The sequence below is a fragment of the Streptomyces sp. AK02-01A genome (assembly GCF_033795305.1).
Lineage (GTDB): Bacteria > Actinomycetota > Actinomycetes > Streptomycetales > Streptomycetaceae > Streptomyces.
Genome location: NZ_JARBAE010000010.1, coordinates 57,144 through 76,966, shown reverse-complemented (window position 1 = coordinate 76,966; position 19,823 = coordinate 57,144). Strand labels below are relative to the sequence as shown.

Here is a 19,823-nt window from a genome sequence, read left to right as displayed (position 1 = left end):
CAGGAATCGTGTTCAGAATACCGAACAACTCCTGATGGATGGCAGAGGTCGGAAGCCGGGAAGGAAGCCGCGGTGACAGCAGCACCAGTCTGGAGTGTCGACCCCCGAACGGGGAAGCCGCGTGAGCAGGTCGCGGACGAGGCCACGGCCGAGGAGATCGACCGCGCGGTGCGCGGCGCCCACACCGCCAGGACCGCGCTCGCCGACCGTACCGCGCGCGCCGCCCTGCTCCGTACCGCCGCGGATCTGCTCGACGCGGCCGGTGACCATGTCATCGAGGCCGCGGACGCGGAGACCGCTCTCGGCCCCGTCCGGCTCACCGGCGAACTCGCCCGCACCACCGCGCAGTTGAGGGCCTTCGCCGAAGTGGTCGACGACGGTGCCTTCCTCGACGTACGCATCGACCACGCCGACGGGACGCGCACTCCGCCCTGGCCCGACCTGCGCCGCTGGAAGGTGCCGCTCGGTGTCGTCGCCGTCTACTCCGCGAGCAACTTCCCGCTCGCCTTCTCCGTGCCCGGCGGCGACACGGCCAGCGCGCTCGCCGCGGGCTGTCCCGTCGTCGTCAAGGCGCATCCCGACCATCCCGCCACCTCCGAGCTCTGCGCCTCCCTGCTGCGCAGGGCCGCCGCGCGAGTGGGTCTGGACGAGAACGTACTGACCCTCGTGCACGGCTTCGAGGCCGGCGTCGAACTGGTCAGGCATCCACTGGTCGCCGCGGCCGGCTTCACCGGTTCGATACGCGGCGGTCGCGCGCTCTTCGACGCCGCGGCCGCCCGGCCCGCGCCGATCCCCTTCCACGGCGAACTCGGTTCGCTGAACCCGGTGGTGGTCACCGAGGCCGCGGCCGCCGAGCGCGCCGAGCAGATCGGCGCCGGGCTGGCCGGCTCGATGACGCTGGGGGAGGGGCAGTTCTGCACCAAGCCCGGTTTTGTCCTGGCCCCGGCCGGCGCCGCCGGAGACCGGCTGCTCAAGTCCCTGACAACGGCCGTCAGCGAGACCGAGCCCGGCGTGATGCTCGACCACCGGATGCGGGACGCCTTCGTCGCGGGCGTACGCGAACGGGCCGGACTTCCCGGCGTCGAGGCCCCGATCACTCCCGGCGCCGGTGGCGAACATACCGTCAGCGCGGGCTTTCTGACCCTGCCGGCCGAGCTGCTCGCGGCCGAGGGGCCGCACGACGTGCTGCTGGAGGAGTGCTTCGGCCCGGTGACGGTGGTCGCGCGCTACACCTCGTCCGACGAGATCACCTCGGTCCTCTCCCGGCTGCCAGGCAACCTCACGGCCACACTCCAGCTCGCCGAGGAGGAGGCCGACGGCACCGAGCCGGGCGCCGCCGAACTGCTCGCGGAACTGACCCCGCTCGCCGGACGCGTCCTGGTCAACGGCTGGCCGACCGGTGTGGCCGTCGCTCCCGCCCAGCACCACGGCGGCCCCTACCCGGCGACCACCTCGACCTCCACCTCCGTCGGGGCCACGGCCATCGAACGCTGGCTGCGCCCCGTCTCCTACCAGTCCACCCCGGCCCCGCTGCTCCCGCCCGAGCTGCGCGACGACAACCCGCTGGACCTGCCGCGCCATGTCGACGGCCGGCCGGAGAACTGACAACGCCCATGAACGAGCCGATCGATCTGCCCGAACTCCCTTTCCCACTAGGACGTGTCTGACACATAGCGCCGTCCGCCCGGGGGGCGGGGCCCGCGACGTCTGGTGCGTGCGGTCCCAAGGCGGAGGATCATCCGTGTACTGGACGTACTCGGATGACTCCGACAACGCGGTGAGCGTGCGTGCCAGGCGTCGCAGGCCAGGCGGGATGTGTCAGACAGGGCCTAAGGCCGTACGGCCCCGACGGCGGGTGGACGTACGGCGCCGGAGTGCTCACCGGCCGCGCGGGAGCCCGGCAGGACCGCTTCGTACCGCCGTCGGGCGAGTCCCTGGAGCCGGCCTCGGGCGCGCCCCGGCTGCTCGGCGCACCGGAGGGCGACTTCCAGCTACTCGCCCGGGTCACGGTCGGCTTCGCCGCCTTCGACGCGGGCGTGCTCTGTCTGGAGGTCAGCGGACACCAGTGGGCGAAGCTCTGTCTGGAGCTGTCTCCGGACCGGCCGACCGTCTGCACGGTCGTCACGCGCGGTCACTCCGACGACGCCAACTCCTTCGTGGTGGAAGGCGACAGCTTCTGGCCGCGGATCAGCCGCACCGGCACGGCGTTCGCCTTCCACGCCTCGGCGGACGGCGAGGCATGGACCTTCGTACGGGTCTTCACGCTCGGCACGGCGGCGGAGGCCGCGGCGGCCCGGGTGGGCTTTCTGGCGCAGTCGCCGACGGGCGAGGGATGCGCGGTGAGCTTCGACCGGATCGCCTTCCGGCCACGGGGCCTGACGAACACACGGGACGGAAGCTGAGCCGGGCGCGCGGGGTCGCTTCCGGCTGAGCTCGGCCACCTCGCCTTCCGGCGCGGTCGCCTCGTCGCAACCGTCGGCCGCGCCGTGCTCGTCTGCCTCACCATGATCAGAGCAGCCACTCCGGACGACCTCGACGCCATCGCCGCTCTCCACACCGAAGCCCGCGCCACCTACTACCGCGGCCATCTGCCGGAAGCCGAGTACGACGGCCCCGCCGAGCGCGCCCGCACCCGGCACGCCTGGTCCGTCGCGCTCGCCCGCGCAGAGCCGGAGGCGGCGGTGCTCCGCGCCGAACACGACGGAGTGGTCGCGGGCGTCGCGGCCTACCGCCCGGTCGACGGCGTCATGACGCTCACCCAGCTCCATGTCTCCCCGGCCCACTGGCGCCAGGGCATCGGCACCGCACTGCACACGGCCTGTGTCACCGCCTGGCAGCACGCCGGAGTCCGCACCGCCCGCCTGCAGGTCTTCGAACACAACACCCGCGCCCAGGCCTTCTACATCCGGCACGGCTGGTACCCCGATCCCGGGAACCCTCGCCACGGCACCCACCTCGAACTGCGTCTGGCGGTGCCCGCGCCCGATGGATGAGCCGCGCCTCGGGCCGTTGATCCCGCCCGTGCGCCACGGGGCAGCACACGAACGGGGCCGCTCACGGGCCGCTGCGGGCGTTCTACGGCCCGCCGAGGACAGGCACGGGGTTGTCCGGCCGGTCGAGCCAGACCCGCTCCGCGTCGCCCTTCACGGTGAGCCCGAACCGCCCGAACCCCGGTCGCCCCTGGTTGTCCCACCAGTGGTAGGCCCCGACCACCTCATCCCAGAGATTCCGGGGGCCGGACTGGTAGACCTCGAATTCCTCGCGGCCAGGCACGTAATCGGCCGTCGCCCATGACGTGACAGCGGTATCCCGTAGCCACAGCGTGTAAGAGCCGTCGGCGTAGGGCTCCATCCACGGGAAAGCCTCGGGCACCTGAATCCCGATTGCGAACATGACCGGCCAGTCGCCCACCGATTCCGGGGAAAGACTGGTCATGCCGCGTCGTCCGTCCGCCGGCCACTTCCGGCCTCCAAGGTATTCGCGGACGTGTTTCCGCTCGGTGCGCTGAGCACGTAGCCGCATGAATGCGGAGGACCCGAGGAACCAGCCGGTAGCGCTTCCGTCCTCGGCCACAGCGAGCCGGGCCACCGCTTCCCCGCCATACGTAGGTCCCCATGGCGCGACGATGAGCCCGCCCGGTTTCGTCTGCGCGATCCATTGCCAGGGAACACTGCCGATTGAGGCGGTGGCGATTACGCGGTCGTACGGGGCATCCTCGGCGTATCCCTCGGCCCCGTCACCGGTGATGGAGAGGGGATCGAACCCGGCGTCATTCAGCCGTTTACGCGCATCGCGCGCTGTATCCGCGTCCACCTCAACCGTGACGACATTTTCAGCGCCGACCCGGTGAGACAGCAGCGCCGCATTCCAGCCGGTGCCGGTACCGATCTCCAACACCCGCCGGCCGTTCTCGACGTTCAGCGAATCAAGCATCGAGAAGACCATGGTTGGCATGGAATTGGAGCTTGACGGGATCTTGCCCTTTCCGGGACCGGTGTGGGCGCCGTCATCCCATTGCGTCGTGATCGGCGCGTCGCGGTAGACGGCCTCCCACCACGCCGCGGGATCCTCGCTTCGAATTAATCGATCATCCTGCCGATTCATGCCGGCGCGACCGGGCCAGATCATGTCAGGAATGAACAGATGCCGGGGCGCCGCGTTGAACGCAGGCAGCCAATCGCTTTTGAGCGCTCCATTTTTCATGAGCGCAGAGGCGAGCCTTTCTGGGCCCGCCTCCTCTTTACGGTCGCTCATCGGCCTTGACTCACTCACCGTCCGCTGGGCCCTTGCCGTCGTTCGTGTTGCCCCCCTCGTCCGAACCGCCCCCGCCGTGCTTGTTCCCGCTGTCGCTGTCGTCCTGGGGGTTCCCACCGTCGACCATCGTCAGCCACCATGTACGCATTTCCGTACCTCCCATACCAGCGAACCGACGTGCTTTTGCCCGCCGGGGTATTTCGCGCCCCCACTGGAAATGGACTGAAAGACAGGAGAGCCTTCCGCTTTCATATGTCAACAGGGACGAAGCCTATAAGCGGACGGAATTGGCAACGCGGCCCATCGTGCCCCATGACGCGCCCCACGCGCCCCGTACGCGTGCCCTTTGCCGCCTCCCCGGTTTTTCCCCGGCCCTTCGGGGTGCTCGCGGGCCGTCCCGACGGCGCTCATGCCCTCCACCTCTCCCCTCACACGTCTCCCGCCCTCGGTGCTGTCGGTCGTGCACAAGACGTAGGCAATCAGGGGGAGTTGCTGCCTGAGGCTGACCGACTCCGGGAGCGGGAGAGGCGACGCGTGGCGCTGTTGTGGCCACTCGGGTGCGCTCATCAATGGTCCGCCGAGAGGTGACGACGCAACCTGACGTTGCAGTCACTACGTCTGCTCGCGTCACCGTTCGCCTGTGCCCGGTCGTGCTCCATGGCGACGTTGTCGCAGTGCGCGCAACCCGGTCTCGGCTTCGGGTCGCCGTCGAACCTCAGCGGCAAGGTCACTGGTGCACTCGGATAGGTTCGCGCATCGCTCATGCCGACCCCTTCGCGTCTTCGGATGACGACAACGCTAGGAACAGCAGGACCTCAACTCACAGCCGATTGCACGTGATTGCGCACGTGTTAGACGAGCGAGTCCCGGGCCTTGGCCAGCAGCGCACGCGCTTTCTCCCCGTAGACCGCCATCTCCGCCAGCGTCGCAAACGTGTCGGCGTACGCCTTGATTTCGCTGGGCTGCGTAATCGTGAGATAGCCGGACACCAGCTCCACATTCACCTGTGCCGAGTCGAAGATCCAGAAGCCTTCTACCGGCATGCGCACCCGGCCGAGACGAACAGGGACCACTCCTACGCTGACATTCGGCAGAACAGCGACCGTCAGCAGGTGGTCAAGTTGCTCTGCTTGGGTGTCTGCGCTGCCTAGCCCATTGCCCAACACGGATTCCTCCACGAGGAACACGAAGCGTCGTTGCCCCTCACGCAACACACTCTGACGCTCCATGCGGGCGGCCACCGCATCGGCGACGTCGTCAACGGCAACCCGCCTGCGCTGGACAGCGCGCAACACATCCTCTGTGTAGCCGAAGGTCTGGAGAAGACCGGGAAAGAGCCCCGGCGAGTAGGCCCGGAACCATCGAGTTCGCTCATACAGCGGCAAGCGGGCTTCCTGCGCTCGCCGCAGACCCGCGCGCTCCATGCGGCGCCAGGACACCCACATATCGTCCACAGCCCGTAGAGAGGCAATCAAGTCGTCTGTCTGATCCTCCGCGCCGCATGCTCGGCACCACGCTCGAATGTCGTCCGCGCTGGGCTGCGTCTTCCCTGTCGAGATCCGAGAGACTTTGGACGGGTGCCAGCCGCACAGTGCGGCAACGTGTCGCCCTTCCAGCCCGGAGTCCCCTACCAACTCCCGTAGCCGGTTGGCCAGGGCTTGCCGAGCTTGCTGGACGCTGGATGACGCTGATTGGGGCATGGCGCACTAGACCGGCCTGTACTTCTCGTGCGGTGTAGCCCGCTGCCACACCAACTCGAATGCGGACGAGACCAGTTGGACCACTTTCGGCTCCGTCCGCCACTCCCGGTCAACGACCTCCCCGACGCCGGAAAAGTACGTGAACAAGACCGCTTCGCCGTCGAACATCCACAGGTCGGTACCAGGTAGCGGAATGTCAGCGGCCCGGCGCCGGGGGAGCCAACGAACCAGTTCACCCGCCACCACGTTCGGGAACGTCACATCGTGCTCGTACCGGATGTAGTCCGTTACCGGCTCCGACACGATCCGCGCCCGCCGTATGACCACACCGCGCGCCCCCGTCTCGACCACCACGTCAAGGAACGGACGCCACCACGTCGAGCGGTCGGCGTCAGGGTCCAGGCGCTTGCCGTTCTGCCATGCGATGAACCCGGGGTCGCTGGGCTGGTAGGCGTCGCGCATCTCCAGATGCACGGCGGAGTGCCGAGCTTTCGCCAGACCCTCAAGTACAGGGTTCGTCATCGTCCTACTCGCTGTCGGGGCTGGGCAGGTACTGCCGCATGACCTTGGGAAGCCTGATGATCACCTCATGATCCGGAACCTCCGTGCTGTGACCGGGGATTGACCCGATCTCCTGGCACGCTTTCACCTCCGATTCCGTGGCCCGGTACGACTGGATCAGCAGATCCCCGCTCTCCTCGTCCAGCCAGATCGTCGGCGAGTCTGTGTCAGGGGTGTTCGGGACGATCCCCAGGAAACGCAAGCGCATGACCTCTCCCTGTGTCGATCCGATTGCAGCCGATTGCTTGAGCCTCACCACCCGGCACGGACCGTCAAGAGCGCCCGACCCGTGGGCAGTTGACCTGAACAAGCAAGCGGGGCATGGGGGATCACCTACAGACAGGGCGCGGAAGTGGCGACAAAGTGGCGGAGGTATGGCGTAGTTGTGCCGCCACAGATCCGTTGAAATAGCTGCCATGACCAGGAAGACACTTGAAAGCCGGCGCCCCACCATGGAACTCCGTCGCGGTGGACCGCACTTGACCATTCAGCGTGTCCCGGGATGGCTGGTAGCAGCTCTCAGCACGGCCACGGGAAGCGGGCTCGCGGCATGGCTCACGTCCCGGTGACTCACGCTTCGGGCAGCCGGTGACGGAGCAAGGGAGGCACTCCCGAGAAGTGACTGAGGCCTGTCCCGTAGCGCATGCCGCCGGTCCGCCGCTTCGGCCGGGAGCGCTCGTCGGCTCCGGGGAATGCCATGCGGGGCCGGGCGCGTTTCCGTCCTGGCGGAGGCGGCCTCCGTGCGTAACCCGCGAGCCTGGAGAGAAGCAGACACATGCGCGTCGAGATCTGGAGCGACATCGCCTGTCCGTGGTGTTACATCGGGAAGGCCCGCTTCGAGAAGGGCCTCGCGGCCTTCGCCCACCGGGACGAGGTCGAGGTGGTGCACCGGTCGTTCGAGCTGGACCCGGGACGGGCCAGGAAGGACACCGGCGATGTGGTCGACATGATCGTGGCCAAGTACGGGCGCACTCGCGAGGAGGCCCTCGCCATGGAGGAGAACGTCGCCTCCAACGCGCACTCGGAGGGGCTCGGTTACCGCACCGAGGGGCGTGATCACGGCAACACCTTCGATATCCACCGGTTGTCGCATCTCGCCAAGGCCCGGGGCCGTCAGGACGAACTGCTGAACCTCGCCTACCGGGCGAACTTCGCCGAGGAGCGCTCCGTCTACGACCACGAGACCCTGGTGGACCTCGCGGTCGAGGCCGGTCTGGACGAGGCGGAGGCGCGAGGTGTTCTCGCCGACTCCGACGCGTACGCCGACGATGTGCGGGCCGATGAGCGCGAGGCCGCCGAACTCGGCGCGAACGGCGTGCCGTTCTTTGTCCTCGACCGGCGCTACGGAGTCTCCGGCGGGCAGCCGGCCGAACTGTTCACGCAGGCGCTGGAGCAGGCGTGGCAAGGCAGGACGATCACGCCGATCGGCGGGTCCGCCCAGGACGCGGCCGCCTGTGACACCGACGGTTCCTGCGAGGTTCCGCAGGCCGGGGCCCATTCATAAGGACCTCTTGGGTGTGCCCTTCAGCGATACGCGATTGACTGCGGTGTGGGCGGGTCCCAGGGTGGGCGCATGGACACCCTGGGAGGCGCCGAGTTCGCGCCGGAGACGACGTATCTGAACACCGCCAGTTGCGGACTGCTGCCCCTCCGGGCCGTCGAGGCCGTGCGGGCCCTGGCCGAGGAGAACGCGACCGGGCGGCGCGGAGAGGGCGCGGGAAGTTTTGAGTCGGTCGGCGCCGCTCGCGCCTCGTTCGCACGGCTTGTCGGGGTCCCGGCGGAACGGGTCGCCGTGGGCAGCGCGGTCTCCGTCCATGTCGGACTGATCGCGGCCTCGATGGAGACGGGCGCCGAAGTGCTCGTCCCGGAGGGCGAGTTCAGTTCGGTTGTCACACCCTTCTCCGTCCGTGCCGACCTGAAGCTGCGATACGCGCCGCTGGACCGCCTGGCCGAGGCGGTGCGGCCCGGCACCGCGCTGGTGGCCCTCTCGGCGGTCCAGTCCGCCGACGGCAGGATCGCCGACCTGGACGCGGTGCGGGCCGCGGCGGCCGCCCACGGCGCTCGTACGCTGGTGGACGCCAGCCAGGCCGCCGGCTGGCTGCCGTTCGACGCGGGAGCGTACGACTACACCGTCACCGGCGGGTTCAAGTTCCTGGTCAGCCCGCGCGGCACATCCTTCCTCACCGTCACGGAAGAGGCGCAGGAGTCACTCGTCCCGCTGCACGCGGGCTGGGTCGCGGGAGAGGATCTCTGGGGCAGCACCTACGGTCCCGTCGAGCCACTGGCCCACTCCGCGAGGCGCTTCGACGAGCCGACGTCCTTTCTCTCCTACCACGGCGCGGAGCAGTCCCTCGCGCTCCTGGAGGAGATCGGCGTCGAGGCGATCCATGCCTACAGCACCGCTCTCGCGGCCCGCTTCAGGGAAGGGCTGACCGGCCTCGGGCTGGAACCGGTCCCCGGTGACTCCGCCGTTGTCGCCGTCCCGGGGCTGACACACCGTCATCCCGATCTGCGCCGGGCCGAAGTGGATGTCTCGGCCCGCGCCGGGAATCTGCGAGCCGCCTTCCACCTCTACAACTCCACCGCCGACGTCGATCGCGCGCTGGAGGTGCTCGCCGGCTGAGCCGTGTCCCTGGGACGTCTTCAGACGGTACGACGCGGCCGGCCCGGGGACCGGGACAGGCCGGGCGCCGGGGCCGCACCGGGCCCGGCGCGCCGGCCGGTCTCCGGCTCCGGCCCCGGAGGCAGCGGCAGAGGCGGCGGGCAGTCCTCGGTCGCCGCGCAGAGATTCGCCTCCACCTTGGCCAGCAGCCGGGCCAGTTCCTCGCGCTCGGTGTCGTCGAGGCCCGCGAGAGTGCGCTCCTCCAGCTCGGTCCAGGCGTCCTCCACCCCGGAGCGCAGCCCGCAGCTCTCAGCGGTGGCCTCCACCAGGACGGCGCGCCTGTCCAGCGGGTCCGGTGAGCGCTTCACATGGCCGCCGCTGTCCAGCCGCTGAAGCATCTTGGTGACGGTCGAGGGATCGAGGTCCATCGACTTGATCAGCTCGGACTGGCGCACCGCCGCCGCGTCCCACAGGCGCATCATCAGAAGCTCCTGGCCGGGATAGAGACCGGTGCGCCGCAGCAGCTTGCCGGCGGCGGCCCGGTGCAGCCGGGAGACCCGGGACAAGGCATGGCTGACGGGTCCGCCGAGCGCGGTGCCGGGCAGGTCGTCGGTACAGGCAGGGTCGTCCGATTTCATATGAATGAGCTTATCTTGGCCGGCCAAGGAATGAGCCGGAGAGATCGGTGGTTGATTGGTTGGCCGACCATGTATTGACGTCGGCGACCAGTTCGGCGGGCACCTGACGTGCCCGCCGTCCGCCACGGTCCACATAGCGCTATGGGAGCCTTCATGACCACCGCGTTCGATCCGATCGACCTCTCGGGTACGCAGCTTGTCAATCGCATCGCCATGGCACCGATGACTCGCAGCCGAGCCTTCGGCCCGGGTCACTCACCCACCGATTCCACGGTGGAGTATTACGCGCAGCGTGCCTCGGCCGGCCTGATCATCACCGAGGGCACCCAGCCCTCCGTGGTCGGCCAGGGCTATCCGGACACTCCCGGCCTGCACAGCGAGGAGCAGGTCGCGGCCTGGCGCAAGGTCACCGACGCCGTGCACGCCAAGGGCGGAAAGATCTTCGCGCAGCTTATGCACTCCGGCCGGATCGGCCATCCGGATCTGCTGCCGGACGGCCTGGTCCCGGTCAGCGCCTCCGATGTCGCCCCGCCGGGACAGGCATACTTCCACGACGGCCCCAAGGACTTCGTCGCTCCGCGTGAGCTGACCTCGGACGAGGTACGTGACACCATCGCCGACTTTGTCTCGGCGGCCCGCAACGCCATCGAGGCCGGCTTCGACGGAGTCGAGCTGCACGGCGCGAACGGCTATCTGATCCACCAGTTCCTGGCCCCGAACACCAATCTGCGCACCGACGAGTGGGGCGGCTCCGTCGAGGGCCGTATCCGCTTCGCGGTCGAGGTGACCCGGGCCGTCGCCGAGGAGATCGGGGCCTCGCGCACCGCTCTGCGGATCTCGCCCGGAAACCCGTACAACGGCATCGTGGAGCCCGAGCCCGAGCCGACGTACACCGCGCTGGTCCAGCGACTGGAGCCGATCGGCCTCGCCTATCTGCATCTCATCGAGAACACGCGTGAGTTCACGGTCGTCGTGCGCAAACTGTTCACGGGGACGCTCGTCCTCAACGCCGCGACCGACGGTTTCACCGGCCCCGACGAGCTGAGTCTGATCGAGGACGGTACCGCCGATGTCATCTCCTTCGGCGTTCTCTTCCTCACCAATCCGGACCTGCCCGCCCGGCTGAAGGCCGGCGGGCCGTTCAACACCCCGGACCAGGCCACCTTCTTCGGCGGAGACGACAAGGGTTATATCGACTATCCCGCGCTGTGAGCGAGGCGGCGGGACGGACCCTGATCGTCCGTCCCGCCGCCGGCCGGTTCCGGTCGCCGTCCTACCTCACCGGAGTGAAGTCCCGGGCGCCGATGAAGTCGGGCCGTGGCGCGGGCGCCGCGAACGGCTCGACCGCCTCGTTGTCCACGCTGTTGAACACGATGAAGACATTGCTGCGCGGATACGGCGTGATGTTGTCGCCCGAGCCGTGCATGCAGTTGCAGTCGAACCAGGTCGCAGAACCGGCCCTGCCCGTGAAGAGCCTGATGCCGTGTTCGTCGGCCATCTCCGTCAGCGCCGCGTGCGACGGCGTCCCGGCGTCCTGCATCTGGAGCGACCGCTTGTAGTTGTCCTCCGGAGTCTCGCCCGCGCAGCCCAGGAAGGTCCGGTGCGACCCTGGCATGATCATCAGGCCGCCGTTGGTGTCGTAGTTCTCGGTCAGCGCGATGGAGACGGACACGGCGCGCATGTTCGGCAGGCCGTCCTCGGCGTGCCAGGTCTCGAAGTCCGAGTGCCAGTAGAAGCCCGAGGCTCCGAAGCCCGGTTTGACGTTGATCCGCGACTGGTGGACATAGACGTCCGAGCCCAGGATCTGCCGGGCGCGGCCCACCACCCTTTCGTCCCGTACGAGTCCGGCGAAGATCTCGCTGATGCGGTGGACCTCGAAGACGGACCGTACGTCCCGCGACGTGGGCTCGATGATCGAGCGCTCGTCGGCCCGTACGGCCGGGTCGGTCGTCAGCCGTTCCAGTTCGGCGCGGTAGAGCGCGACCTCGTCCGGGCCGATCAGTTGGTCGACGGTGAGGAAGCCGTCCCGCTCGAAGCCGTCGAGTCCGGCCGGAGCGATCGGTCCCGGGGTGCCGGGCGCGGACCAGACGACGGGGTCCTGCCGTGGAGTGGTCACCTCGCCGAGGCCGCGGGTCGGATACAGGTCGGTGCGCGCAGGGGCGGTGGTCATGGTCAGCCCTCCTCGGTCAGCAGCGGATAGACGCCGTTCTCGTCGTGGTCCTCCCGCCCTGTCACGGGCGGATTGAAGACGCAGACGCAGCGGAAGTCGGTTTTCGGACGGAGCGTGTGGTGCTCGTGCCCGTCCAGCAGATACATCGTGCCGGGAGAGATCCAGTGGGTCTCGCCGGTGTCGTCGTTGGTGAGTTCGGCCTCGCCCTCGACGCACAGCACGGCCTCGATGTGGTTGGCGTACCACATCGACGTCTCCGTACCCGCGTACAGGACGGTCTCGTGCAGGGAGAAGCCGACCTTCTCCTTGGCGAGCACGATGCGCTTGCTCTCCCAGGTGCCGGAGGCCGACTTCACATGACGGTCGGTGTTCTCGATGTCCTTGAACGATCGGACGATCACGGTGCGTTGGTGCCTTTCTCTTGTACGAGGTCTCTGATGCGGAGCCCTCGTGTACGGAGCCGGCGTCAGGCGGTCTCGCGGACCGCGCGGGCCACGGTGCGCAGGCCCTCGTCCAGCTCGTCGGGTGTGATGGTGAGCGGCGGCAGCAGCTTCACCACCTCGCTCCGCGGGCCCGAGGTCTCCAGCAGCAGTCCCCGCTCGAAGGCGCGAGCGCAGACGGCGGAGGCGCGGGCCTTGTCGGCGAACTCCAGACCCCAGACCAGACCGCGGCCCCGGAACTCGGCGGTCGTGCCGGTGGTCTCGGCGGAGATGGCCAGCAGTGCCTGTTCGACCTGCTCACCCCGGGCTATGGTCTGCTTCTCCATCTGGCCGTCGGCCCAGTACGTATTGAGCGCGGCGGTCGCGGTGACGAAGGCCGGATTGTTGCCCCGGAAGGTCCCGTTGTGCTCGCCCGGCTCCCAGATGTCCAGTTCCGGGCTGAACAGGCAGAGGGACATGGGAAGCCCGTACCCGCTGATGGACTTCGAAAGCGTGACGATGTCCGGTGTGATGCCCGCCTCCTCGAAGGAGAAGAAGGCGCCGGTGCGGCCACAGCCCATCTGGATGTCGTCGACGATCAGAAGCATGTCGCGGCGGTGGCACAGATCGGCCAGCGCCCGCAGCCACTCGGGCCGCGCGACATTGATGCCGCCCTCGCCCTGGACCGTCTCGACGATCACCGCGGCGGGCTTGTTCAGCCCGGAGCCCTGGTCCTCCAGCAGCCGCTCGAACCACAGGAAGTCCGGCGTGCGGCCGTCCAGATAGTTGTCGAACGGCATGGGAGTGCCATGGACCAGCGGTATCCCGGCGCCGGCGCGCTTGAACGCGTTTCCGGTGACCGCGAGCGAGCCCAGGGACATGCCGTGGAAGGCGTTGGTGAAGGAGATGATCGACTCGCGGCCCTTCACCTTGCGGGCGAGCTTGAGGGCGGACTCGACCGCGTTGGTGCCGGTGGGGCCCGGGAACATCACCTTGTACGGGAGGTCGCGCGGCCGCAGCACCACATTCTGGAAGGACTCCAGGAAGGCGCGTTTCGCGGTCGTCGCCATGTCGAGTCCGTGGGTGATGCCGTCGCGCTCGATGTAGTCGATCAGCGCCCGTTTCAGGACCGGGTTGTTGTGGCCGTAGTTGAGAGAGCCGGCGCCCGCGAAGAAGTCGAGGTAGGAGTGACCGTCCTCGTCGGTGAGCCGGCTGCCCTGCGCGCGGTCGAACACGGCGGGCCAGCCGCGGCAGTAGCTGCGTACCTCGGACTCGATGGCCTCGAAGACACTCAGAGCGGGCGGGATGATAGTCACGGGGATCTCCTGCCGGTGGAAAGTGAGAAGAGAAGGGGTCTGTTCGGGACGGGAGCGGACCGGTCCTCGCGGCGGGCGGCCGGCGGCGGTGGGCGCCCGGCGCGGAGGCAGGAGCGTGCTCACGCCTCAGCGGCGTCTCAGAAGGAGAGCGGGCCGATCCGGTACAGCACCTCCGGCTGGTGTCCCCGCTCGGGGAACAGTCCGCCGTCGAAGAGAACCTCGCGCTCCAGTGCCGCGCCGTGGCGGGCGGCATACGCGGTGAACAGTCGGTCCGAGGCGGTGTTGTCGGGTGTCACGGTCGTCTCCAGCGCCGTGATTCCCCGCTCCTTGGCCACGCGGGCGGTCAGCTCGTCCAGCAGGACGCCGGCGAGCCCGCGTCCACGCCGGCTCGCGTCGACGGCCACTTGCCACACGACGAGCGCCTCGGGGCGCTCGGGCCGTATGTATCCGGTGACGAAGGCGGTCGGTGCTCCTGCCTCGTCGCGGGCGACGAGGGACGTGGCGCCGAAGTCACGGCACCAGAGCAGATAGCTGTACGAGGAGTTGAGGTCCAGGACCTCGGAGTCGCGGGCAATGCGCCAGATCGCGGCTCCGTCCTCCACTCGTGGGGTGTCGATCGCAAAGGACTGATTGAATTCGCTTCGGGCGCCTGCAAGGTCTGCTTGTGCGGCGGTCATACAGAGTGAATTTACCTAGCAAATTCCGAACATGCATCTCCTGCAGGGGTTGGCGGTGAGGCTGACCTGTGTTATCGCCAGGGCCCCGCGACCTCTGAATCCAAGGAAAAATGAGGGGATGTGGGTTGAAAATGCAGGGCAAAACGGACAGATTTGTGGACTGGGTCACATATCTGTAACGCTCGCGAGACCGGTCCGACTCACTCCCGCGGCGCTGATAAAACCTTGCGTTTAGGGTATCGAGCAGTGGGCAGAAGCAAACGGGAAGCTGCCCTCAATAAGGCAGCTTCCCGTATTTCTGTATTTCGCTGTCGGCGGCTTATTTAATTTCCGGATGCTACCGCCATATGTCGCGGACCGCGCGCTCGGCCGCGTCTTGGTCCACCGGCGCGCCGGTCTCGGCGAGTGCGGCGCCCAGGGCCCTGAGCGAGGACAGCACCGCCGCCGGCGTCGCGTCGGTGCCGTAGTGATTGACCCGGATCATCTCCTTGGCCCACGCGCCGCCGCCGGCGATCAGCGGCAGCGCCGGATCGGCGGCCAGTGCCCGCGCCACCAGCTCACCGGCGTCGACGCCGGCCGGAGTGCGGAGCGTCGTGGCGACGGGCGCCGCGTCGGCCGCCTCGGTCACGAACGGCCGCAGACCGCCGGCCAGCGCGAGCGCGCCCGCCCTGGTGGCAGCGGCGGCCGAGGCGTGCCGGGCCATGACCGTCTCCAGGCCGTCCGCCTCGACGCGCTCGGCGCACGCCTCCAGCGCCAGCATCTCCAACTGGGCCGGAGCGTGCGGCAGCGCTCGCCGGCCGGTGTCGATCCAGCGCTCCTTCCAGTCGAGCAGCGAGAGATACGAGCGCCGCGGCGCCCGCGGATTGGCGGCGAACCGCTCCCAGGCGCGCTCGCTGACCGACACCGCCGAGACCCCGGCGGGTCCGCCCATCGCCTTCTGCGCGCCTATCACACACAGATCCACGCCCCAGGCGTCGGGCAGCAGGGGCTCGGCGGCCACCGAGGCGACGGCGTCCAGCATGAACAGCGCGCCGTGGGCCCGTACCACCTCGCCGATCGCGGCGACCGGGTTGGTGTTGCCGGTCGCCGCCTCGGCGTGCACCAGGGACACGAAGTCGATCTCGGGACGCGCGGCGAGGGCCCGCTCGACCTGCGCCGCGGTCACGGCGGTGTGGAAGGGCACCTCCAGGTCGACGACCGTGGCCCCGCAGTCGCGCAGCCAGTTTCCGAAGGTCTGTCCATACGGGCCCGTGACCACGTTCAGCGCGGTGGAACCGGGCCTGGCGCCGCCCCGGACGCAGCCCTCCAGCGGCAGCAGGGCCTCACCCTGCATGATCACGACATCGTTCTCGGTGGCGAGGAGCGAGGCGAGGCGACGTTCGACGGCGGCGAAGTGCGCGGCGGTCAGCGGAGCCAGGTCCAGCAGCGGATGTGTCACGGCGGTGCTCTCTTCGGAAGGACGCTTCGGTGGTGTCGGCGGGTCGGGACCGGACCGGTGCGGGTCCGGCTCGGATCCACCGGTCGAGAGTAAGGGCTGTCCGGCGGGGGATCGCGGGGCGGCCCTGGTCCACGGTTTCGTACAGTGCTGCCCATGAGTGATCAGGCGGTGCTGCGGGTGAAGGGGCGGGTGCTTGTCGGGCCCGAGGAGGCCAGGGACGAGTTGTGGGTGGTGGGCGGCAGGATCACCTACGAGCGCCCGGCCGGAGCCCGCGATGTCCGTACCGTCGAGGGCTGGGCGCTGCCCGGACTGGTCGACGCGCACTGCCATGTCGGGCTCGGCCACCACGGCGCGGTCGACGCGGCGACCAGTGAGAAGCAGGCGCTCAGCGACCGCGATACGGGCACGCTGCTGCTGCGTGACGCCGGATCGCCCGCGGACACCCGCTGGATCGACGACCGCGACGATCTGCCGAAGATCATCAGGGCGGGCCGCCACATTGCCCGCACCCGCCGCTACATCCGTGGCTTCGCCCATGAGATCGAGCCGGAGGATCTGGTGGCCTTCGTCGGCAGGGAAGCCCGGCGCGGCGACGGCTGGGTCAAGCTCGTCGGCGACTGGATCGACCGTGACGCGGGCTGTCTGACCGCGAGCTGGCCGCGCGCCGAAGTCGAGGCGGCCATCGCGGAGGCGCACCGGCTCGGCGCGCGGGTCACCGCGCACTGCTTCGCCGAGGTGGCTCTGCGTGATCTTGTCGAGGCCGGGATCGACTGTGTCGAGCACGCGACGGGACTCACCGAGGACACCATTCCGCTGTTCGCGGAGCGTGGCGTCGCGATCGTCCCCACGCTGGTCAATATCGCGACGTTCCCGCGGCTCGCGGCGGCCGGTCAGGAGAAGTTCCCGCGCTGGTCGGCGCAGATGAACCGGCTCCACGAGCGCCGTTACGACACCGTGGGAGCGGCGTACGACGCGGGCATCCAGATCTTCGTCGGCACGGACGCCGGCGGCTCGCTGGCCCATGGCCTGGTGGCGGCCGAGGTCGAGGAGCTGGTCAAGGCGGGTATCCCGGCGGTGGAGGCACTCTCGGCGACGGCCTGGGCCGCACGCGGCTGGCTGGGCCGCCCGGCGCTGGAGGAAGGAGCCCCGGCGGATCTCGTCGTGTACGACGAGGACCCGCGTGCGGACGTACGGGTGCTGGCCGCGCCTCGGCGGATCGTGCTGAACGGGCATGTCGTCGGCTGACCCGGGCCGCCTCCGGAGCGGCGCCGGGTTGACGGCGCGTGACGCGAAGGCGACGCGCGTCGTTGAAAGGCCTTATGCGCACCCGGCCGAGGCCGGACGGTACGCGACCTGAGGCTCCGTCGCACGGGTGACGCCGGAGAATGCGTGTGCCACAAGAATCGAATATGGGCCCGGAAACCCCACTTTAGAGTGAACTCACCGCAGGTGTCTGTCAGTTCACCCACAGTGCGTAAAGATTCCGGTGTCCCAGTCGCCGCCGCCTCGTGTCCCGATGTCGGAAGCGGCGGCGCCAGATCTCTTGTGGGGGTTTCACCATCTTGAACAGCAATACCTTCCGCATGCCCGCACGCCGCTGCGCCGGTGTCGTGGCCGCCGTGGCGCTGACGGCGGGGCCGGTGCTCCTCGCCGCTCCGGCGCAGGCCACCGAGGGCAAGGGCGAAGGGCGGGCGAGTGCGGTCGTACTCAGGGCCGGCCTCGATGTGTCCCTGCTCAACAAGACCGTCCATGTGCCGCTCCGGGCCTCGCTCAACGAGGTGGAGGCGCCGGCGAGCGCCGAGCGGACCGCGCTGAGCGTCCGGCTGGACGGGGTCGACCAGGGCAGGTCCTTCAGCGTGCTGCGCGCCGATGTGGCGACCGCCAGGGCGACCGCCGACAAGCGCGGCGCGCAGGGCTACACCAACCTCGCTCACGCGAAGGTGCATGTCCCCGGCCTGCCGCTGCTCTCGCTCATCGAGATCCAGGAGGTCACGTCCAAGGCGGTCTGCGAGGCCGGGAAGCGGCCGGTCGCCGAGTCCAATCTGCTCGGCCGGGTAAGGGTCCTCGGCAAGAGGATCACGCTCTCCGCCGGTGGTCCGACCGTTGTCACGGTGCCGGGCGTGGGCGAGGTGAGGCTCGATCTGTCGAAGACGAACACCACCTCCCGTACGGCCGCGGCCACCGCGCTGCGGCTCAAGGTGTCGGTGAACCCGCTCAATCTGAACGTCGCGGAGGTGGAGGGCGTCGTCACCCTCGCCGAGGCCACCTGCGAGTCACCGAAGGCGCCCGCCGCGGCCCAGGGACCGGAGAAGACCGAGCAGCCGGAGGCGGAGCAGGAGTCCGAGGCGCCGGCCGGAGAGGGCCTGAAGCCCCAGAGCGCCGTGGAGCCGGCGAAGGAGAACCTCGCGGAGACCGGGGGCAGTTCCGCGACACCGTATCTGGCGGGCGGGGCGGCGGTCCTGCTCGCGGCGGGCGGTGGCGCCCTCGCCATGGCGAGGGCCCGGGCGAAGCGCTGACCCGCCGACCGGCCCCGCAGGGGGGAGCCGGAGGGGGGAGCCGGAGGGTTTGAGGGGACCCACCAGGATCCGGCGGACCGGGGCCGGGGGGCCAAGGTCTGAGGAGGCCTTGGCGGAGAGCGGTGTCCCGGTGCGGGGGCACCGCTCTCCCACATGGCACGGCTCTCCGCTGTCGCCGGTACGAGGCGCCGCCGGTACGAGGCGCCGCCGGTACGGGCCCGCGAAGATCGACCGGACAGCGCCTGAAACGGTGTCAGCCGCCGACCGCCGTCAGGGCCTGGTCCAGCGCCTGCAGAAAGCGGTTGGTCGTGGCCCGGTCGCGGACCGCGAGGCGCAGCCACTCCCGGTCGAGGCCGGGAAAGGTGTCGCCTCGGCGCGTGGCGAAACCCAGCGTGCGCAGGCGGGCCCGTACCGCGTCCGCGCGTGCCATCCGTATCAGCACGAAGGGCCCGCGCGCCGTATCCACCGTCCGTACCTCCTCGAACTCCGCCAGGCCCGCCAGCAGATGGGTCCGCTCCACCGCCGTCCGCACGGCGGCCTCTTCCGCCTCCTTGAGCGCGGCGGCCGAGACGCATGCCTCGGCCGCCGCCAGCGCCGGAGTCGAGACCGGCCAGAGCGGCTGCGCGCGCTCCAGCGCGGCCACCGTGTCCGGCCCGGCCAGTACATAACCGATGCGCAGCCCCGCGAGCCCCCAGGTCTTGGTGAGGCTGCGCAGCACCACCAGTCCCGGGACATCGGTACGTCCGGCCAGCGCTTCCGGCTCGCCGGGCACCGCGTCCATGAACGCCTCGTCCACCACCAAGGTCCGCCCGGGACGGGCGAGCCGGGTGATCGCCGCCGCCGGATGGAGCACGGACGTCGGGTTCGTCGGATTCCCGAGCACCACCAGATCCGCGTCCTCCGGGACGGCCGCCGGATCCAGCCGGAAGCCGTCCTCCGCACGCAGCAGCACCCGGCGCACCTCGTGGCCCGCGTCCCGCAGCGCCGCCTCCGGCTCGGTGAACTGCGGATGCACGACGACGGGCCGGCGGACCGGCAGCGCGCGGGCGAGCAGGACGAACGCCTCGGCCGCACCCGCCGTCAGCAGCGTCCGTTCCACCGGCAGTCCATGCCGCGCCGCGACCGCCGCGCGCGCCGCCCGCCCGTCCGGATAGGCGGCGAGTCCGGTCAGCGAACCGGCGATGCACGCACGCAGCCAGTCCGGCGGAGTGCCGGTACGGACATTGACCGCGAGATCGACGAGGCCGCTCGCCGCGTCCCGCAGTTCGGCGTCGCCATGATGGCGCAGATCGTGGTGATCAGCGCGCGTAGACATGGCAGTCACGGATCTGATCACCAGTTATGACGGCTCTCGCTCGCGCACGGGAGCGCACCTGCGGCACTGCCGTCGCCAACGACGGCCCGGGCTGGACCACGCGGGTCATCGGACTCCTTCCGAATGCCACCGGCAGCCCCGGGGCGTCGCCATGCGGCCCGCGATGCTCCGCGTGGCCGCTGCTGTATACCGTCAACACCCTCATCATGTCCGCACG

At 69.5% G+C, this 19,823-nt stretch carries 19 protein-coding genes and 1 pseudogene; 8 read left to right on the top strand and 12 right to left on the bottom strand.

Going from position 1 to position 19,823, the window contains the following annotated elements; translation table 11 throughout:
• Window positions 1-72: 72 nt before the first annotated feature.
• The 3 genes from PV679_RS12920 (at window position 73) to PV679_RS12910 (ending at window position 2,993) form a co-directional block, all read left to right on the top strand.
• Window positions 73-1,605: an aldehyde dehydrogenase (NADP(+)) gene (locus PV679_RS12920; RefSeq protein ID WP_319680304.1), complete on the top strand. Its 1,533-nt coding sequence runs from the start codon at window positions 73-75 to the stop codon at window positions 1,603-1,605.
• Between the two features lie 182 nt (window positions 1,606-1,787).
• Window positions 1,788-2,402, top strand: a complete 615-nt coding sequence (locus PV679_RS12915) for a DUF1349 domain-containing protein (protein ID WP_319680303.1) — start codon at window positions 1,788-1,790, stop codon at window positions 2,400-2,402.
• A gap of 102 nt (window positions 2,403-2,504) precedes the next feature.
• Window positions 2,505-2,993 (top strand): GNAT family N-acetyltransferase, encoded by a 489-nt coding sequence (locus tag PV679_RS12910; protein WP_319680302.1) that lies wholly within the window; start codon window positions 2,505-2,507, stop codon window positions 2,991-2,993.
• A gap of 82 nt (window positions 2,994-3,075) precedes the next feature.
• Here PV679_RS12910 and PV679_RS12905 read toward each other — a convergent pair whose 3' ends face one another.
• The 5 genes from PV679_RS12905 to PV679_RS12885 form a co-directional block, all read right to left on the bottom strand.
• Complete coding sequence (locus PV679_RS12905; RefSeq protein ID WP_319680301.1) at window positions 3,076-4,254, bottom strand: methyltransferase domain-containing protein; 1,179 nt, start codon at window positions 4,252-4,254, stop codon at window positions 3,076-3,078.
• A 10-nt stretch (window positions 4,255-4,264) separates the two neighbouring features.
• Window positions 4,265-4,402, bottom strand: a complete 138-nt coding sequence (locus PV679_RS12900; protein WP_319680300.1) for a hypothetical protein — start codon at window positions 4,400-4,402, stop codon at window positions 4,265-4,267.
• 703 nt (window positions 4,403-5,105) lie between these two features.
• On the bottom strand, window positions 5,106-5,954 hold the full coding sequence (locus PV679_RS12895; RefSeq protein WP_319680299.1) for a helix-turn-helix transcriptional regulator: 849 nt from the start codon (window positions 5,952-5,954) through the stop codon (window positions 5,106-5,108).
• Between the two features lie 6 nt (window positions 5,955-5,960).
• Window positions 5,961-6,476 (bottom strand): DUF6879 family protein, encoded by a 516-nt coding sequence (locus tag PV679_RS12890; protein ID WP_319680298.1) that lies wholly within the window; start codon window positions 6,474-6,476, stop codon window positions 5,961-5,963.
• A gap of 4 nt (window positions 6,477-6,480) precedes the next feature.
• Window positions 6,481-6,723, bottom strand: a complete 243-nt coding sequence (locus PV679_RS12885) for a hypothetical protein (protein ID WP_319680297.1) — start codon at window positions 6,721-6,723, stop codon at window positions 6,481-6,483.
• Window positions 6,724-7,290: 567 nt separating this feature from the next.
• Here PV679_RS12885 and PV679_RS12880 point away from each other — a divergent pair.
• Entirely contained in the window at window positions 7,291-8,019 is a 729-nt protein-coding gene (locus tag PV679_RS12880; protein WP_319680296.1) for a DsbA family oxidoreductase, read from the top strand.
• A 69-nt stretch (window positions 8,020-8,088) separates the two neighbouring features.
• Window positions 8,089-9,138 carry an aminotransferase class V-fold PLP-dependent enzyme gene (locus PV679_RS12875; RefSeq protein WP_319680295.1) on the top strand — a complete coding sequence of 350 codons (1,050 nt, stop codon included), beginning with the start codon at window positions 8,089-8,091 and terminating at the stop codon, window positions 9,136-9,138.
• Between the two features lie 137 nt (window positions 9,139-9,275).
• Here PV679_RS12875 and PV679_RS12870 read toward each other — a convergent pair.
• A pseudogene (locus PV679_RS12870) lies at window positions 9,276-9,755 on the bottom strand (MarR family winged helix-turn-helix transcriptional regulator); the annotation flags it as partial.
• Window positions 9,756-9,908: 153 nt separating this feature from the next.
• Between PV679_RS12870 and PV679_RS12865 the strand changes: the two are divergent.
• Window positions 9,909-10,967: an alkene reductase gene (locus tag PV679_RS12865; protein ID WP_319680293.1), complete on the top strand. Its 1,059-nt coding sequence runs from the start codon at window positions 9,909-9,911 to the stop codon at window positions 10,965-10,967.
• Window positions 10,968-11,028: 61 nt separating this feature from the next.
• Here PV679_RS12865 and thpD read toward each other — a convergent pair whose 3' ends face one another.
• The 5 genes from thpD to PV679_RS12840 all read right to left on the bottom strand — a co-directional run bounded on the left by thpD (window position 11,029) and on the right by PV679_RS12840 (window position 15,775).
• Entirely contained in the window at window positions 11,029-11,925 is an 897-nt protein-coding gene (gene thpD, locus PV679_RS12860) for an ectoine hydroxylase (RefSeq protein WP_319680292.1), read from the bottom strand.
• A gap of 2 nt (window positions 11,926-11,927) precedes the next feature.
• On the bottom strand, window positions 11,928-12,326 hold the full coding sequence (locus tag PV679_RS12855) for an ectoine synthase (protein ID WP_319680291.1): 399 nt from the start codon (window positions 12,324-12,326) through the stop codon (window positions 11,928-11,930).
• Window positions 12,327-12,391: 65 nt separating this feature from the next.
• Window positions 12,392-13,660, bottom strand: coding sequence for a diaminobutyrate--2-oxoglutarate transaminase (gene ectB / locus PV679_RS12850; protein WP_319680290.1), 1,269 nt, complete (start codon window positions 13,658-13,660; stop codon window positions 12,392-12,394).
• Window positions 13,661-13,797: 137 nt separating this feature from the next.
• Complete coding sequence (ectA, locus tag PV679_RS12845) at window positions 13,798-14,337, bottom strand: diaminobutyrate acetyltransferase (RefSeq protein ID WP_319680289.1); 540 nt, start codon at window positions 14,335-14,337, stop codon at window positions 13,798-13,800.
• A 337-nt stretch (window positions 14,338-14,674) separates the two neighbouring features.
• Window positions 14,675-15,775: a pyridoxal-phosphate-dependent aminotransferase family protein gene (locus PV679_RS12840; RefSeq protein ID WP_319680288.1), complete on the bottom strand. Its 1,101-nt coding sequence runs from the start codon at window positions 15,773-15,775 to the stop codon at window positions 14,675-14,677.
• A gap of 153 nt (window positions 15,776-15,928) precedes the next feature.
• Here PV679_RS12840 and PV679_RS12835 point away from each other — a divergent pair, with 153 nt between their 5' ends.
• Both PV679_RS12835 and PV679_RS12830 read left to right on the top strand, forming a co-directional pair.
• On the top strand, window positions 15,929-17,020 hold the full coding sequence (locus PV679_RS12835) for an amidohydrolase family protein (RefSeq protein ID WP_319680287.1): 1,092 nt from the start codon (window positions 15,929-15,931) through the stop codon (window positions 17,018-17,020).
• A gap of 317 nt (window positions 17,021-17,337) precedes the next feature.
• Window positions 17,338-18,291 (top strand): SCO1860 family LAETG-anchored protein, encoded by a 954-nt coding sequence (locus tag PV679_RS12830; RefSeq protein WP_416069709.1) that lies wholly within the window; start codon window positions 17,338-17,340, stop codon window positions 18,289-18,291.
• A gap of 253 nt (window positions 18,292-18,544) precedes the next feature.
• On the opposite strand, the gene cobC is transcribed toward PV679_RS12830, so the two are convergent.
• Complete coding sequence (gene cobC, locus PV679_RS12825) at window positions 18,545-19,606, bottom strand: Rv2231c family pyridoxal phosphate-dependent protein CobC (protein ID WP_319680285.1); 1,062 nt, start codon at window positions 19,604-19,606, stop codon at window positions 18,545-18,547.
• Between the last annotated feature and the right edge of the window lie 217 nt (window positions 19,607-19,823).